General features: G+C 42.1%; 15 protein-coding genes. 14 read left to right on the top strand and 1 reads right to left on the bottom strand.

Going from position 1 to position 16,569, the window contains the following annotated elements:
* Positions 1-93 precede the first annotated feature (93 nt).
* Positions 94-1,554, top strand: a complete 1,461-nt coding sequence (locus GRQ40_RS17170; protein WP_159720513.1) for an S-layer homology domain-containing protein — start codon at positions 94-96, stop codon at positions 1,552-1,554.
* Between the two features lie 90 nt (positions 1,555-1,644).
* On the opposite strand, the gene GRQ40_RS17165 is transcribed toward GRQ40_RS17170, so the two are convergent.
* Positions 1,645-2,628 (bottom strand): C40 family peptidase, encoded by a 984-nt coding sequence (locus GRQ40_RS17165; protein ID WP_159720511.1) that lies wholly within the window; start codon positions 2,626-2,628, stop codon positions 1,645-1,647.
* Positions 2,629-3,057: 429 nt separating this feature from the next.
* On the opposite strand from GRQ40_RS17165, the gene GRQ40_RS18705 reads away from it, so the two are divergent.
* The 13 genes from GRQ40_RS18705 (at position 3,058) to GRQ40_RS17100 (ending at position 16,548) form a co-directional block, all read left to right on the top strand.
* Complete coding sequence (locus GRQ40_RS18705) at positions 3,058-6,615, top strand: S-layer homology domain-containing protein (protein WP_236546367.1); 3,558 nt, start codon at positions 3,058-3,060, stop codon at positions 6,613-6,615.
* 448 nt (positions 6,616-7,063) lie between these two features.
* Positions 7,064-7,573 carry a JAB domain-containing protein gene (locus GRQ40_RS17155; protein WP_159720509.1) on the top strand — a complete coding sequence of 170 codons (510 nt, stop codon included), beginning with the start codon at positions 7,064-7,066 and terminating at the stop codon, positions 7,571-7,573.
* A gap of 14 nt (positions 7,574-7,587) precedes the next feature.
* Positions 7,588-7,887, top strand: coding sequence for a hypothetical protein (locus tag GRQ40_RS17150; RefSeq protein WP_159720507.1), 300 nt, complete (start codon positions 7,588-7,590; stop codon positions 7,885-7,887).
* A gap of 39 nt (positions 7,888-7,926) precedes the next feature.
* Positions 7,927-8,178, top strand: a complete 252-nt coding sequence (locus tag GRQ40_RS17145; protein ID WP_159720505.1) for a hypothetical protein — start codon at positions 7,927-7,929, stop codon at positions 8,176-8,178.
* A 396-nt stretch (positions 8,179-8,574) separates the two neighbouring features.
* Positions 8,575-9,486 carry a tyrosine-type recombinase/integrase gene (locus tag GRQ40_RS17140; protein WP_159720978.1) on the top strand — a complete coding sequence of 304 codons (912 nt, stop codon included), beginning with the start codon at positions 8,575-8,577 and terminating at the stop codon, positions 9,484-9,486.
* Between the two features lie 19 nt (positions 9,487-9,505).
* Positions 9,506-9,901, top strand: a complete 396-nt coding sequence (locus GRQ40_RS17135; RefSeq protein ID WP_159720503.1) for a hypothetical protein — start codon at positions 9,506-9,508, stop codon at positions 9,899-9,901.
* Between the two features lie 19 nt (positions 9,902-9,920).
* Positions 9,921-10,196: a DUF960 family protein gene (locus tag GRQ40_RS17130; protein WP_159720501.1), complete on the top strand. Its 276-nt coding sequence runs from the start codon at positions 9,921-9,923 to the stop codon at positions 10,194-10,196.
* 197 nt (positions 10,197-10,393) lie between these two features.
* Positions 10,394-10,819: a hypothetical protein gene (locus GRQ40_RS17125; protein WP_159720499.1), complete on the top strand. Its 426-nt coding sequence runs from the start codon at positions 10,394-10,396 to the stop codon at positions 10,817-10,819.
* Between the two features lie 408 nt (positions 10,820-11,227).
* Positions 11,228-11,368 (top strand): hypothetical protein, encoded by a 141-nt coding sequence (locus tag GRQ40_RS17120; protein WP_159720497.1) that lies wholly within the window; start codon positions 11,228-11,230, stop codon positions 11,366-11,368.
* Positions 11,369-11,403: 35 nt separating this feature from the next.
* A complete protein-coding gene (locus GRQ40_RS17115) occupies positions 11,404-13,212 on the top strand; it encodes a DUF927 domain-containing protein (protein ID WP_159720495.1) in 1,809 nt (602 codons plus the stop codon).
* A gap of 60 nt (positions 13,213-13,272) precedes the next feature.
* Positions 13,273-14,145 carry a tyrosine-type recombinase/integrase gene (locus GRQ40_RS17110; RefSeq protein ID WP_236546365.1) on the top strand — a complete coding sequence of 291 codons (873 nt, stop codon included), beginning with the start codon at positions 13,273-13,275 and terminating at the stop codon, positions 14,143-14,145.
* A gap of 66 nt (positions 14,146-14,211) precedes the next feature.
* Entirely contained in the window at positions 14,212-15,006 is a 795-nt protein-coding gene (locus GRQ40_RS17105; protein ID WP_236546364.1) for a hypothetical protein, read from the top strand.
* 900 nt (positions 15,007-15,906) lie between these two features.
* Positions 15,907-16,548 carry a toxin-antitoxin system HicB family antitoxin gene (locus GRQ40_RS17100; protein WP_080860014.1) on the top strand — a complete coding sequence of 214 codons (642 nt, stop codon included), beginning with the start codon at positions 15,907-15,909 and terminating at the stop codon, positions 16,546-16,548.
* The last annotated feature ends 21 nt before the right edge of the window (positions 16,549-16,569 follow it).

Here is a 16,569-nt window from a genome sequence, read left to right as displayed (position 1 = left end):
ACATCTGATTTTAGACGTTGCTGAAGCGCATAGGCGAGCCGTTGCGCTGGCGATCTATGAATCTATGAAACTGCGAAGAGGAGGAAAATAGAAATGAAACGTGCGTTCATCCAAATAGGCGCCGCTTTTAGCCTTTTGCTTGTTCCGCAAGCAGCCGCCCATGCCGAGTCCAGCGATCCGGTGAAGCCGGCCGCCGCTCTTGATGCGGTGAAGGAGCTGACAACGGCGGAAATCAAGCAGCGTCTGCATGAAGCGGCGGACCGCTATGGCATCCCGGGGGAAATTTTAAAGGCGATGGCTTATGTCGAAACGGGCATGAAGCAATTTGACGAAAACGGCAACCCGATTGTGACAAGCGATGGCGGCATCGGCATCATGCAGGTGACATTAACGGATGAGGAAATGCGGGCAAGAAACATCGATAAAGAAAAGCTATTGTACGACACGGCATACAATATCGACATTGGCGCGCAAATTTTAAAGGAGAAATGGAACTGGGCGGGCACGCGAATTCCGAAAATCAATGACCAAAACCCGGATATAATCGAGAATTGGTATTTTGCGGTGATGGCCTATAACGGTTTATCGAAGCGCAACGACCCGAACTTGCCGCATGATCAAAAACCGTACCAAGACCGGGTGTTTGATGTGATTCGCGACCATAGTCTTGTCGATGTGAAAAGGATTCCCCGCTTTCAGGCCGAGTATTCGGATGAAAACCAGCCGGATATTATGTACTTTCCTGTGAAACAATATCACTGGCCGCAGCTGGATACGAAGACAACCCAGCATTACCATGCGGGAGACAAGCTATATACATGGAACAGCCAAGCATCGTATTCCAACATCCGCAACGGAGTCGATGGCCCGATTATTCTCAAAGCGCCTCACTATACGCCGCTTGAAATCGTCGGCGGCCCTTATGAATCAGCGGCCAATCCGGCCAATCATTATGTCTTTTACCGCGTAAAGGGCAATGGAATCGACGGCTATGTCGCTTCCTCGAATGTAGTGAAAGCCGATGTGAAAATCTTTTCCGATCTATCGGATCGCGAGGTCGTCTCAGCTGTGACCTATCTTTATCTAAAGAACGTGATTACCGGGTATGAGGATGGGACCTTTCGCCCAAATGACCGGCTGCTTCGCCGCCATGCCGCAAAAATGCTCGTCAATGAGCTAGGCTTGGAGCTTCCTAAAGGCTATGTTCCAAAGGCGAAGGATATGAAGCCGAGTGATCCTGGCTATAAAGAAATGGTCATTGCCGAAGCCTATGGATTCATGGGCCAAGACGGAAGGCTGCGACCAAACGAGTATTTGACAAGGGCGCAAATGGCTTCGATTTTAGTTCGCGCCTATCGCGCTTATTACGATGCGCCGAAAACGCAGAAAGCCTTTAAAGATGTGCCGCTCCATTTCTGGAACTACAATGATATTAACACGCTCGCTTATAACGGCATTACCGTCGTGGACACCTTCCGCCCGAATGAAAACGTCACGCGAGGGCAATTTGCTTTATTTTTAAAGCGCACGCTCGACAAAAAGGAAGAACAATAAAAAGAGGCTGAGTCCAAAGGTCATGAAAAAATGACGTTTGGACTCAGCCTCATCTGCCTTTTTGAAAAGAACAATGCGGCCGTTTGCCGCTTATTCGTGAGCCGCGCGATAGAGGAAGACGGCAAACTGCGCGCGCGTGACGGTATCTTCAGGACGGAACGTGCCGTCTTCATATCCGGTCGTAATGCCCGAAGCAGCGAGCGCCTGAATATCCTTATAAGCCCAAAACGAAGGCGAGACATCGGTGAAGGACTGATCGACAGCCGGCTGCTTTAAGTCAAATACTCTTGTCAAGATGGCCGCCAGCTGGGCGCGCGTCAATGTTTCTTCAGGACGGAAGCTGCCGCCGCTGCCGGTAATATAGCCTTTTTTCTGCATGGCGTTAACCGCCCCGACCGCCCAATGCTCCAAAGGCACATCGCGGAAAATGGCGGAACGGTTCGAAAGGTCGAGCTGTAAATATTCCCCTAGGTATGAAGCGACCTCCGCGCGGGTGATCGGTTCGTTCGGCTTAAAGTAGCTGTTTTCATACCCGAGGATCAGCCCGTCCTCGGAAAGCGTGCGAATTTCGTCATAGGCCCAATACGAGCTTGGAATGTCTTGAAACCGTCCCGGCTGCAAGCGATACGCGAGCACCCGCTTGGCGCCGACATATCGTTTTCCCCAATAATACGGATCATTCACCGAGGAAACCATAACCCCTTTCGAGGACGCGGAATGGATAAATTGGCCGTCGCCTATGTATATTCCTGCATGGGACACGCCGCTGCCGCTGGTGTTGAAAAAGACGAGATCCCCGGTGCGCAAATCGCTTTTCTTCACGCTTGTCCCCATGCGGTACATCTCCGTCGTCGTTCGTGGAACATCAATGCCGAGCGAACTGTACACATGGCGGATAAAGCCGGAGCAATCGAAGCCTTTCGCCGTCGTGCCGCCCCATTGATACGGAACGCCGATGTATTTCTTGGAGGCGGGAATAATTTTGTCATAATTCACCGCCGCGTGCGCCGGAGAATGGCCCATCCACCAAACACCCCCACACATGAGCATCGCCAAAAGCAACTTCCGTCGCATATCGACATATCCCCCCTGATGCATAAAAAATTCTCCGAATTTTGTCACTATTGGTAGTCTAACATATTCAGCTTTTTGCGGACTTTACATTTTTGTAACAAATTTTAAGTCATGAAACAGGGTGAAAAGTCATAAAGTAATCGTGTTGGAAAGGGAGGAAAGAAGTGGAGATGAGAAAAAGACAAATTTTTATGAAAAAACCTTGCATAACATGAGATTTTTAGTAGAATATTAGCTAGAGAGATAGAAATTTGTCCATTTTTTGTGTGGAATATAGGAACACATTGACAAATGGCTTATTAAAAACTATACTAGTAATTGTTTGGTAACTAAATTTAAGAGTATTGGGGAAACATAGAGAAAGCGGTCTCTTAAATTTAGTTTAAAATAATTATAGAAACAACTATAACAAGGGAGGAAATAATACAGATGGCTTACCAACCAAAGTCTTACCGTAAATTTTTGGCTGGCTCTGTGTCTGCTGCGTTAGTAGCGACAGCAGTTGGCCCAGTCGTAGCAAGCGCTGCGTCCTTCAGCGATGTAAACCCTAACGACTCTCATGCTGCAAACATTGAGAAATTAGTCGAAAAAGGATACATCAAAGGCTACGAAGACGGCACATTCAAACCGTACAACAACGTTACACGCGGTCAAGTAGCGAAAATTTTCGCTCGCATTTTAAAAGATAACGGCTTCCAAGTTCCAGCCGACAAAAAAGCGTTCGACGATGTTCCTGTTGACGCAAAAGACCAAGAATTAGTCGAAGCGGCTGCCATCGTGAAAGCGGCAGGCGTGATGACTGGAAACGAAGGCAAATTAAATCCAAATCAAACGATGACTCGCCAACAAATGGCGAAAGTGCTTGTAGAAGCATTCGACTTAACAAAACCAGCAGATTTCACATCTAAAATCACTGACCTAGACAAAGCGGACGAATGGGCTCGCGATTACATCAAAACATTAGAAGCAAACGGCGTAACAGTTGTAACAGAGTACAATCCAAAAGGAACGGTCACTCGCGCAGCATTCGCTTCATTCGTCGTTCGTGCGTTGGATGCATCTTCTCAAACAACAGCACAAGACATCCAAGGCGTTCAATATGTTGACCAAAACACATTAGAAGTGACATTCAACGGCGAATTGAAAGATGTGAAGAAAGAAGACTTCGCGATTGAAGGCGTTGAAATCGACTCTGTTTCAATCAAAGCAGCCGCTGCTGAAGAAGCAAAAACAACAGTTGTTGTGATCAAAACAAAAACTCCTTTAGAAGAAGGTAAATCTTACACAATCTCTTACAAAGGCCAAACAACTGACAAAACAAAAGTTGACGTGCCTGTTGTAACTCCTAAAGTTGAGAGTGTAAGTGCGATTAACGCTAAAACTTTAGAAGTTAAGTTCAACAAAGAACTTACTGCTGAACAACAAGCTAAAGCAATTGTTGAAGTAAAAGTCAACGGAACTACTTCATTGTTCAAATTTGATGGTTTCACTGGTAACACAGCTAAGTTAGTTCGTTCTAACGGATTAGCTCTTGAAGCTGGTAAATACGAAGTGACAATCAAAGGTGAAGGTTTTGAAGAAAAAACAGTTGAAACAACTGTAGAAGCTGTACAACCTAAAACATTATCTATTGTTAACGATCAACTATTAGATGCAACAGCAAAAGCACCAGTTCGCGTTGAATTAAAAGATCAATATGGTCAAGATGTTAAATTCGCTGGAAGTGATTTTACAGTTACTGCTTTCAATGTAACTCAAGGCAAACCGGTTACATTATCGTATGATTCAACTAAAGGGTTCTATATCGACACAGCTGCAAACAATACTACAGTTAATGATGAGTTCAAAATTGGAGACGAAATTAAAATTTCTTTATTCCATAATGCATCTGGTTTAAATACTACAAAAACACTTAAAGTAGTATCTGGTGCTCAACTTAACTCTGTTGAATTTGGAAATGTTATTTTACCATCAGGTAAAGATAAACTTACTGAAGACTTAACAAATGTAAAAATTGCTTACACAGCTAAAGATCAATATGGTAATTCAATTGACCTTAGCGATTCTAATGTAGCTATCATTCCAAATGATGAAACTATCGTTAACAAAAATGATGTTACATTCACTACTGTTGGTGATGATAAGAAACCTGTAATCAATATTGCTAAGTTTGGAAAAGCAGGAAATGTTTCAATTGCTTTCTTAAACAAAGCTACTGGTGATGTTTACAAACTTAATCTTACAGTAAATGAGAAATCTGGTGTAATCAGTAAAGTTGCTGTAGATTCTTCTAAATTAAAAATTGCTCAAGGTTCTGGTAACTATGCATACCTAAATCTTAATGTTACTGATAACTATGGAACGAAAATTGAAGCAAAAGATTATGTACCAAAAGCTTCTGAATTCACATTTACAGCTACAAACAGTGCTGTAGTATCGAGTGTTGGATTCGAAAGCACAGCTGGAGATAATTATGGTAAGTTAAAAGTTACTTTAGCTCCTACAGCTAAAAAAGGCGATGTTGCAAATGTAACTGTAACTGTTAACAAAACTGGTGCAACTGCTACATTCCAAGTTGAAGTTGGAGAAGCTGCTCTTCCTTCTACAATCAGAGTTGCAGAAAAAGATGAGCATGCAGCTAACTTATTAGTAGGAAGCCAAACTACTGTTAAATTTGATATCTTTGATCAATATGGCAATGCTGCTCAAGATACAACTGGCTACCAAGTTAAATATGAGGTAACAGGTACAGACAAAGACGCTATAGCTCTTTCTAAAACTGAAGAAGCAGCAAATGATTTAACTGGTGCTACAGTAGATGTAACTGCTGCAAAAGCAGGATCTGCTACACTTGTTGCTAAGTTAATGAAAGGTACTGAAGAAGTAGCTAAAGTTGAAGTACCATTCACTGTTGCAGCTAACTCTTCTGCAAAATTCACTTATGAAGTTGCTAGTATCCCAACACTATACAAAGATGGTGATGGTTCTGATACAATTTTAGACGCTAGTGAAATCGGCGATAACAAACATGCAAAAGAAATTAAAGTATTAGCAAAAGCTACAGATGGTTCTACTTTAACAGTACCGAATAGCTCAATTCTAAGTGTGACTCCTGTTACATCTAATGTCAAAGTTGCAAAAGATGCTGCTACTGGTAAATGGTATGTTGCAGGATCTGCTCCATTGATTACCGAAGATGCAACAGGTAAAATCCGTATTAACTTAGCTACTGATGAAGGTACAAAAACACTTGAACAAACAGTCACTATCTCTAAAGATGACATTCGAGTTACAGAATTAAAAGCAATGGATGCTCCAGTTGCAAGTGCTGCTACTGCTAAAGCAAAAACTGAGTTAGTGACTGCTACTTATGCAGGTACATTCGATCTAAGTACTGCTGGAGTTTACTTATGGACAGTTGACCAATTTGGTGTGAAATCTGATTTTGACATTAATAACGCTGATGTAGTATCTACTGCTGGATTTAATAATATTAGATTCACTTCAGATGATACTTTTGTTTCGAGTGCTTCTGACACATTAACAGTTACAGATGTTAACGGTGATACTATTGCTGCTGCAAACTCTACTTATCGCTTAACTATTATTGAAAATGGTGTTGCATTAGATTTACCTGTACGTGTTACTACTGAATTAGCTGATGCGACTCCAACCGCTCCAGCAGGTACTGATTTTGTAATTGCTGATGAAACAAGTGCTGCTGCAAATGATGGTAAAATTGTTGCAAAAGCAACTGGTGTAACCTTCTCTGAGCCAGTTAAAGTTGAATACAAACTAGTTACTAAGGGTGCTACAGCTCCAACTGCTGATACAGCTGCTGATGGTATCTCTGCAAACTTTGTGAAATCTTTTACTGCAAATGCTGTGGTGTTTAGTGGATTAGATTTATCTGCAGCTGCTAACGATGTTTATGTACGCTTAGTTGACCAAACTGGTAATAAAACAGCTTGGGTAAAACTTGGGTAAAAGTTACTGAATAATATTTAGGCGCAACTCACTGTTACTCTCCGACATTTGTCGAAGAGTGATAGGTTAGAAGGAAAGCTCTGCGGAGAGACATCTCCGCGGGGCTTTTCTTTTTGCCCAAATCTGTATCAAGCTCGATTTCAAATATATATTATGATTTTGAATCTACAGTCATAGTGCCTCAATTCCTTTCGGGGAATTGGGGCTATTTCTATTTTAGGAGGGAAAAGGATGAGCAAGTATCAAACCATGGAGTGCGTGCCTGTCACGCCCCGAAGATTGTCGAAGATTGACAGAGACAGAGAGTCATTGATTGGCTCTCTGTCTTTTGTTTTTCGAAATGCGTGTTGAACGGAATTTTAAGCATATATTATATCTTTGAATCAATCGCTAAAGCCTCAATTCCTTTCAGGGAATTGGGGCTATTTTTGTTTTAGGAGGGAAAAGGATGAGCAAGTATCAAACCAACAACCATCAGCAGCTAGAGTTGCTAGAAAGAGAGGTGTCTACCAAACAGCCAGCGAAGCGCATCAACATTGTCAGTCTAAAGCTCGTTCGTGAATCTAGCGTGCTGTACAAGGAGCGACAAATCAAGTCGCCGGAAGACGCATACAAGTTGTTAAAGTCATTCCTCGTTGAAGCTGACCGCGAGTTGTTTGTCGTTGTCTGCCTTGACACGAAAAATCAGCCGACCGCCATCAACATTTGCCACGTAGGAAGTCTAAATTCAAGCATCGTGCATCCAAGGGAAGTGTTCAAATCAGCGATTCTATCTAACTCGGCTTCGATTATTGTAGCTCACAACCATCCATCGTCTGATCCGACTCCTTCAAGGGAAGACATTGAAGTGACAAAAAGGCTAGTCGAAGCAGGAAGAATTGTTGGCATTGAATTGCTGGATCATTTGGTTGTTTGCGAAGAAAAGTTCGTGTCGTTAAAAGAAAAAGGCTACATTTGAAAGGAGATGAGAATATGTCGCATATCGACTGGTTCGTGGAGAAGATGAAAAGCGAGTTTAACATGGAAGTGCCGCATGACGAAGTGGGCTATGAGGCGTATGAGTTCTATCATGACGAAATTGACGAGTTGCTTGTTCCCGCAGAGCACCTAGAGAAGTTGCCGAACCCGCTGCTTTTGGAGGCACTAATGTACGTGGATGCAGAAGGATACGAATGGATTGCCGGAGTGGTCGTCAATGAGGAGACGAGAAAGAAGCTGTACGAAGTGTGGATCAAAGATGGAAAGCAAATCAGCTATAAAATCTACGTTTGAGGATGGCGATATCGCTGTTAGACGAAAGGGGAAAAGAACATGGCAAAATACCATCGCATTGTGATTGACGGTATGGCGTACTATCAAGAGTACAGTTACGGATTGGACAGCTATGGCGACATGTTAAGTGAAGACGAGCTTGTGCAGCTGTTGTTGGAAGAAGTGGTCGAGGAAGAGATCGAGATCAACAAAAGAGATATTGAAGCTGCTTTGCGTCGAATTCCGGACCGTGAGGACCGCAACATCCTACAAAACTACATTCTCTATTTAGAGAGAATTAGCCAAGAGTGAGGAACAACTCACGACATTTCTTTCGGCAATCTCACGACAAAACTAAATGGATTTCAACCATGCATGGCAGATTTGATGAACGACAAGGAACCACCATGCTTCCGGCACCAGAAAAATCCCGTCATTATTATATAACTGTCGTGAGTAGGGCTGAAAGGAGGTGAGAGAGCATGTGGGAAAAAGTTATCACAACAGTGTTAGTTGCCGTTGCCACTGAAGTCGTCAAAGAACTGATCAGCGAGGACTAGGGGGAATAAAATAAACAAGAAGGGGGAGCCATGAGTGAAAATCTTTCCTTGTCCGTGTCCATGCAGTCAACCGTGTTCAGGCTGCATAGTGAAAACGATCATTGACATCATCAAAAAGTAAAAGCCATTGGTGCAAATGCAAGCATCAATGGCTTTTTTGTGTTTTAAGGAGGTGCTTCCATTGCAGGAATTACTCGGTGCATTCAAACAATGGCTCACAGAAGAGGGAAAGTCGCCAAAAACGATTGAGTCGTACGTAGGGGATGTAGAAGGATTTCAAAAATACTTGACCGAAAAGGCGGTTGACACCAGTCAGCCGCTTTCCCGTTTTTCCTTTGTCCGTTACAAACAACATCTGTTAGACAATGAGTATGCCATTGCAACTATCAACAAGAAAATCAATAGTTTGAAAGTGTACAACGACTTCCTGCAGAAGAAAGGAATTGTGAGCGAAAGTTACATTCAGCTCAAACGGGACCGAATCCAAATTGCCGCAGGAAGTGAGCAGATCGTGACTGCTTTATCGGAAGAACAAGTCGAGAAGCTGCTTTTTTACTTAGAGGATCATACAAAAGTGAGCCAACGGAATAAATTAATTGCCTACTTACTTCTGTATACCGGAGTGCGTGTGAGTGAATTAGTCAGCATCAAACTCAGTGACATTGATTACCTTGCCTCTACCCTAACGGTAAGGGGTAAAGGGGGCAAGATCCGGGAAATTAGTCTACGGCAAGATGTGGTCCATTTGATTCGCACCTACGTCAAAGAGGAGAGATTGAAATCAAAATTCAAGGATAGCGAATACTTGCTTCTTAGCCAACGTGCCCCAAAAGTCCATCGGGATGCGGTAAGAGATTGGCTTGCGAACGTTTCGAAGGAGCTAGGATTCAAGCTACATCCGCATTTGTTTCGGCATACTTTCTGCACGCGATTGTTGAAGAAAGGTGTTGATTTAACAACCGTCAGCAAATTGGCTGGGCATAGTACGGTCAACATGACTGCGAAGTTCTATATTCAAACGACACGACAGGAGAAGATGGATGCCGTTCAGCTGCTGTAAGAAAGGAGAAAAGGGAACGATGAAAGTAATTCAATGTATAAATGATATCGAAGCATTAAAAGCATTCGGACAGATACCAAAGCCGCTCATTCAAGTAATCGAACATGATTTCCTGCAGCTTTATAAAGCAGAGGATAGGGAAACAGAGCTCTTTCAATTCTATTTACCATACCAGCAAACACTCATTCTACTGGAAGCAGGGGACGCCGTGATTAAACTGCTAGATGATTCTTTTACATTGGAGTACGTCGAAAGACATCAACAAGGTTTAATCGAATTCTACCGCATAGCAAAACGATTTGGTCATGAATTCCAATTGTTTTATACGTTAATTGGGATTCACGACGAAGATACAGAACAATGGCTCTTTGAACATGCCGAATGGAACGAGGGAAGAGGTGATTTTAGTGTTTGAGCGGAGTAAGCCACGATACATGACACGTGCAGTGGTAGAAGAGTTAAGTAAGGAGCATCAACAATTGATCATCGATTACTTAGAAGAGAAGCAAGAACTGTTAACAGATTACCTGCAAGTATTCGAATTTTATGTGGAAAACAATCAACAATGGCTCATTCAAAGACAAGAAGTACCGAATCGAGAAACAACGATTTTTGTACAGCTTGAAGAAGCCGAACCCATTGAGCGAACGGTGTGGGTGATGGATCAAGGATCAGAGGGAGTCATCATTTTGTTTCCGGAAGACTACTAATGAACAGTTACTGCTTGTTTGCGTATTCTTTGCGTAAGCAAGCAGTGACGATTCATTTAAAAACACGTCATACACAGCCTCCATTTTTTTGTCTTTTTCTTTTCACACAGATAAAAACAATAAAATAATGCGTTTACGTCTACATAAACGTATACATCGACATCAACGTAAACTTGAAAAGAAAAGGAGAGAAAATAATGGACCATTACGATGGGTACTATGGAATGAGAAGAAAACGGAACATTGACCTTAGCCGCTTTCGTCATGAAGAACCCTCAACTTCGATGAAATGGGAGGAAGAACTTGAAGAAGGATACGAATACGAAGAGGTGATCGAATATGACGATGGCGAAGCTTCCCAAGAAGACGTTCACGAGCGAAGTAACGAATGGAAGAACGATGAAAATGAAAAAGAAGTGCTACTCCTAAATGGCAAACCATTTGTGTTTAAGGAGATACCAAAGAAAGAAACGTTTGCGGACACCCATGTTCGGGTGACTACATACTTAGAAAAAAACGTCCACCAAATCATCCAAATGCTCAAGAAGCAGAACCAGATCGAATCGATCACCAAATTCATCAATGATAGCCTTAAAGATTACTTGATGAAGAAATACCAATAATCATTATTGATATAAATTTATATTAATAGCCATTAATAAATGCTCCATATCCCATTACGGGATATGGGCAGAAAAAATAAAAAAATAGAAAAAAATGATTGACAAGTACTATATTGTTAATTTAAGATATCTTTACAACTAAATCGCAGTGTATTCTTTTGTTGCATATAAGGAAGCCTCTGCAGGACAAATCGTTTCCATGCAAGCTAACTCAAGTCAATAAGACAGGCATTAACTACGTGCGAAGCCTGACACTAGACGCCTTAGCAACAAAGACTTCAGTAAATAGAAATGGGTGAAGTGTGCCCTTTTCTTTGAGGTCTTTGTTTTGCTAGGGCGTTTTTTGTTGCGTAAAATGAGGAGTCATTGCGGTTTAGTGACAAGCCTTGCGAGAGGAGAGATGAAGAAATGAGAAAAAGAACAGAAATCTTGACTCAGGCAACGGAAGTGCATGTTAGGCAGGTAATACATATCGAACCTGCTGAAATGCTCCGGCATCCAAAGCCAGTATGTGATGACTTCGCCTCTGATGAAATCGGTGATGAGTGATGCAATTAGTAGAAAAATGAGAGGGGGAATGACCGATGACAACAGGGAAAAAGTATGAGGAATATGGGAAAGATGGACAATGGCGGCTGACGAGCAAAGGACTATGGGTAAAGGATGAGGATAAGTCTGGAAAGAAGTTTTGGAGATTCGTTAGTAAATATCTAAAAATCACGAATGTACGTCAGGTCATGGAAACGAATGATGTCGCGTTCACCCTTCGTTACTTGTATCAAGGGCAGTATCGTACTGAAGAGATTATAAGAGACCAGCTACAGCCGAATGAGTTTCAAAAGCTTAGCCGTAAAGGAGTCGATGTGATCTACAGCAATGTCAAAGATATTCTCCAATTCTTGCGGATACAAGAAGCCTCTGCCCCATACGAAACGGTTCACAATCGAATGGGCTGGGAGGAAGCGGAGGATCAACTGTACTTCAAACATCATACGATTATTGGCAATAATCCTCCTGCTTCTACTTATTGTGGGGACTATAATATAGAGCCAAAAGGAACATTAGAAGGTTGGTTGGATATTATTCGTTCTGAAGTGATAGGAAATACTCATTTAGAACTAGCGCTTGTGTTTGGCTTTTCTGCTCCTGTTGTCGGTTTGCTGTCCAAAGTTAAAGATATGGACACATTGATCGTCCATATCTACGGGAACAGTACGAAAGGAAAAACCACTGCGGCACAGGTAGCCGTTTCTGCCTTCGGTAGACCAAGCAAAAACAAAAAGGGGCTAATTAAAAGTTGGAGTGCGACACACAATGCCATTGTTGCGTTGCTTCGGGACAACTATGGAGTGCCGCTTGTTCTTGATGAAACATCGATGAACACCTTGAAAGACCTGACCTCCCTTCTCTATATGTTTGCGGAGAATCGAGAAAAAGAGCGGATGACTAAAGAGGGAGAGTTGAGGAAACAACGAAGCTGGTCCACTACGATTATCTCAACTGCAGAGCATTCCCTGTTCCAAAAAACCAATGAAAATGCAGGATTGAGAATGCGAGCGTTCGAGTTTGGCAATATCACATGGACGAGTTCGGCGAAGAACTCTGACAACCTAAAAAAAGGACTGCTGGAGAATTACGGACATGCCGGAATCAAATTCGTTCGCTACTTGTTGCAGTTAGGCGTAGAGAAAGTGGTAGAGCGATGTGAGAAGTGGAAAGCATATTGTGAACAGAACCTGACGAAAACGGAGTTTCTTTCGAGGGTGTCCGAGAAGTTTGGCGTTTTCCTTGCGACTGCAGAGATGGTGAATGAGTCGCTCGGGCTTTCGCTCGACTTGGAAAGTATGATGAACGTGTTGTACGAAGTGGAAAAAGAAGCAGCGTTTGAACGAGAAATAGGTGAAAAAGCGTATCAATATATGGTAGAACGAGTGATGCGGCACAGTAAATACTTCCGGATTGAGAGTCAAAAGTTCGATGGAAACGAATGCTGGGGCAAAATCACCTTTAGAGATAAGGTAGAAGTATCGATTTTTCCTCACAAATTCGAGCAATTGCTAAAAGAAGGAAACTTTAGTGATCCAAAAGTAGTTTGTAAGGAATGGAAACAAAAAGGATACCTGAAGACGGAATCGGGAAAATATACCAATCGCCGCAAAGTCTTGGAACCTAGTGATATCGAGTTAAGAAAAAATAGTGGTCTGGAACCTTTGGCAGGGTCAAAAGGGGAAGACAGGGTGTATGTCATGGTGATGGATAAAGAACGAGCCGAGGAGTATGGAATATGCAAAATCTTGAGTGATAAAGAGATTGCAAGAATGCCAAGAAAAAAGAACATCTCAGCATTTGAATCTGATGAAGGAGAAGAGATTAATATTAAGGATTTTGATTAGGGAGAGAAGGAAGGGGAACTGCTCCCTTTCCTTTGATCCAACGATAAGGAGGCAATGCATATGAGTAAAAAAATGTTTCGTGATTGCATGAAAGAGTATATTGCAGGTTTGATGGCTCGAAATGCTAGTCCAGAAACAATTAGCGGATACTCCAAAGACTTAGAAATGGTCAATCGCTTTTTGGAACAACGATATAACGGTTTCGTGATGTTAGAGGATATTCAAACCCAAGATTTAGAGGATTATCTGACGATGTTGCGTGTAAAACGAAATTATCAACCAGCGAGTGTCAACCGCCACTTAAACACGTTAAGGTCTTTTTATAAATATTCCATTAAAAAGGGATGGACAAAGGAAAATGTCGTGGCTCCCATCGATCAACTGAAAGCGCCGAAGAAAGAACGGACGTTTATTGATGAGAAAGAGTATCAACAATTGGTCAATGCCATCGAGCATCCAACGATCAAGACCATCATACAGTTCCTCTTTTTCACGGGTTTACGAATCACCGAATGCTTATCCCTTACACTGGAGGATGTAGATCTAGAGGAGGAAACCATTTTCGTACAAAACGGAAAAGGGAACAAGCAAAGGAAAATACCGATTAGCCCTAAGCTTCTTCCGGTATTAATCGATTACAAAGAGAACATTAGACCGGATACAGAAAGCAACTTTTTCTTTGCGTTAGCCAAAACAGGGAAAGTGTCGGATGTGTACGTCAATCGAATCTTGCATGAAACGACGAAAAAATTGGGCTGGAAAAAGAAAGTGACTTGCCATGTTCTTCGGCACAGCTTTGCTTCCAATCTCGTCAAAAACAATGTTCACATTGTCCATATTCAGAAGCTGCTAGGGCATGCGGACTTGAAAACGACTTCCGTCTATGTCCATGCCAATCAGGAGCAACTAGCACAAGCGATTCACACATTGTAAGCAGGAGAGGCCATACAACCGCCTCTCCTTTTGACCATAAAGAGAACAGGGGAAAGGATGATGATAATGGCAATTCGCCAAGAAGAGAAACCGGTATACGATGAACGTGTAAAAGACATTTTACAAGGATTAGCGGAAGGATTGACGAGGGATGAACTAGCCGAGATGTTCGGGCATGCCAATTATAAGACGCTCGATATCTATATGAGAAGACGAAACTTCACGTGGGATAGTGCAAAACAAACCTATGTTCCGAAACTACCAGCTATCAAAGACCAACACAAAAAAGTATTGCCGACCACAAAGGCAGGCATCGTGATAGAAATGTTGAAACAAAAGGATGTTGATATTGATGAGGTATGCAAAAAAGCAGGATTCAAAGATCACCGAGAGTTAGCAGAATATATGTCAGCAAAAGGATACGTTTGGTCGCCGAATGAAGGAAATTATGTGAAGAAGACCGGAAAAATCGAAATCGCGAAGCCGGAAAGTCACTCAATAAACATCGTTCCTGAAGAAAAGGATGAAAGGAAGGAAACGAAAGGGCAGCCGATCGATAACGAACTACTCAGCAAGCTACAATACTACCTCCCGCTTCTTGAGATGTTGGAAAAGAACAAAGAAAAGCTGTTAGAACTGATTGTACCAACAGGTCCAAGTAACACTATTCCACGCTACATCGTTCCGGGAAGGACAAGCGGAAAGACCATTCAAATGTCAGACCGCTTGCAGGATTTAGCGGTGGAGTTTTGCAATCAGAGAAACATCAAGCAGCGGGAATTGTTTGAAGTAGCCTTGATTGAGTTTTTCAAACGGTATGGATATGAATACGAGATCGAAAGTCTTCTTCGATCAAACTAAGCAGCTGGCACGATCGGTGTCAGCCGTTTTTTTTCTCCACCTTTCCCCCGATCCAATCCCCCAAGATGGGGGCTGTCCAATGCAGTCGTAGCATGGAGTTGCGCCCATTCCCCCGGTTCCCCTGCCTTTTGCGCAGACAGATTTATAATGGCTCAACCAAAATAACTCATAAGGAGTTAAGGTGTTATCCTTCCTTGATGATCTTCGATGGGGATCGATTGTTTTTGGGTGAATATTCTTTTGTATTTATGTTTTTCATTTGTATGGAATCCTTTTCTAATCAACATCTTGTTGATTCACGATTTTTTATCCTTATATGCTGAAGCGATCATCTTTTCCTCGTTGGTTGGAATGATTTGTCTGGCTTATATCTTGCTATGGATATACGGCTTTTCTTTTGCTTTTTCATCACTTTCCGCTTTTTATATGAATGATTCAATCATCGTTATTCCATGATTTTTATTGACAATTCATATAAGCTGGTTCGTTATTTTTTTGAATCAATCACGCAAAATCAATGCTCATGAGGGGAGATTCGTTTTTTAGCGAGTGACTGGATATTGCCTTCATCGTTCTTTCGTGCTTTCTTGCGGAGCATCCATCGTCCATTGATGTTTTCCAAGTTGGACAACACCTTTACTTTTTACAAAATGGGAATTTTTTTGTGATGATTTTTGGGTGGGAAAACTAGGGGATCTGGGGGATTCCTTGTGTGCCATCGACATGCACGATTCAGAAATGTGGGGATGCGATGGGGGATGGGGGACGAGTGTTCTCTGGTGGAATCACTAAGAATAACGATCATTTTAAAAATGATATCAAATCGTACATCTTGCTTGACATGCATTCAGCACGATTATATAATGATATCATCAACGAATCATACTAAAGGTGGCAGTAATGAAAGAATATAGTGGTCGAATCTTACTAAGAATGTCTCCCCAATTACATCAAGAAGTGGCACAATTAGCTTCGTCCTATAGTCAGTCGCTGAATGAATTTCTTATTCAAACTATTGAGGAAAGGGTTGAGAAAGAAATGAAAACGAATGTGTCTTTTTCGCGTGTGAACATTGATGAGTTGAAGGTGAAAGAAGTAAGGGAGGCGGTGATTGTCACTCAACACCCATGGTTTATGGAGTTGCTTCATAAGCACAACGTTTACTTCTTTAATCCTTCCCTTGGAAGAGTGACACCGATGCAGTATTTGCTTTTTTATGAAACGACGAAGCAAGAAAGTGACGGAACAAAAAACGAGCATCCGCGTCATATCGCTTATTATGGAAAAGTAAAGGAAATCATTTATGACATTCAGCCAGGCGATTACATGCATATTCCTGAACTACAACCTTTAATGAACGATCCGAAGTTTTGGGATGAAATTCGCACGTGGGAAACGACGAATGTGGTTCTTTTACGTGAAGTGGGAACATTCGCGAATCCTCTTCCGCTGAAAAATGGTTTAGAGGCGAGATACTTAGTGAACAAAACAACAACTTTGCCTTTGTTAAGAAATGCAACGTATATTGACGAACTATATTAAGTCTCATCTTTCTCAATCCCC

It is taken from the genome of Anoxybacillus sp. PDR2 (assembly GCF_009834045.1).
Lineage (GTDB): Bacteria > Bacillota > Bacilli > Bacillales > Anoxybacillaceae > Anoxybacteroides > Anoxybacteroides rupiense.
This window is presented reverse-complemented; position numbering and strand designations above follow the sequence as displayed.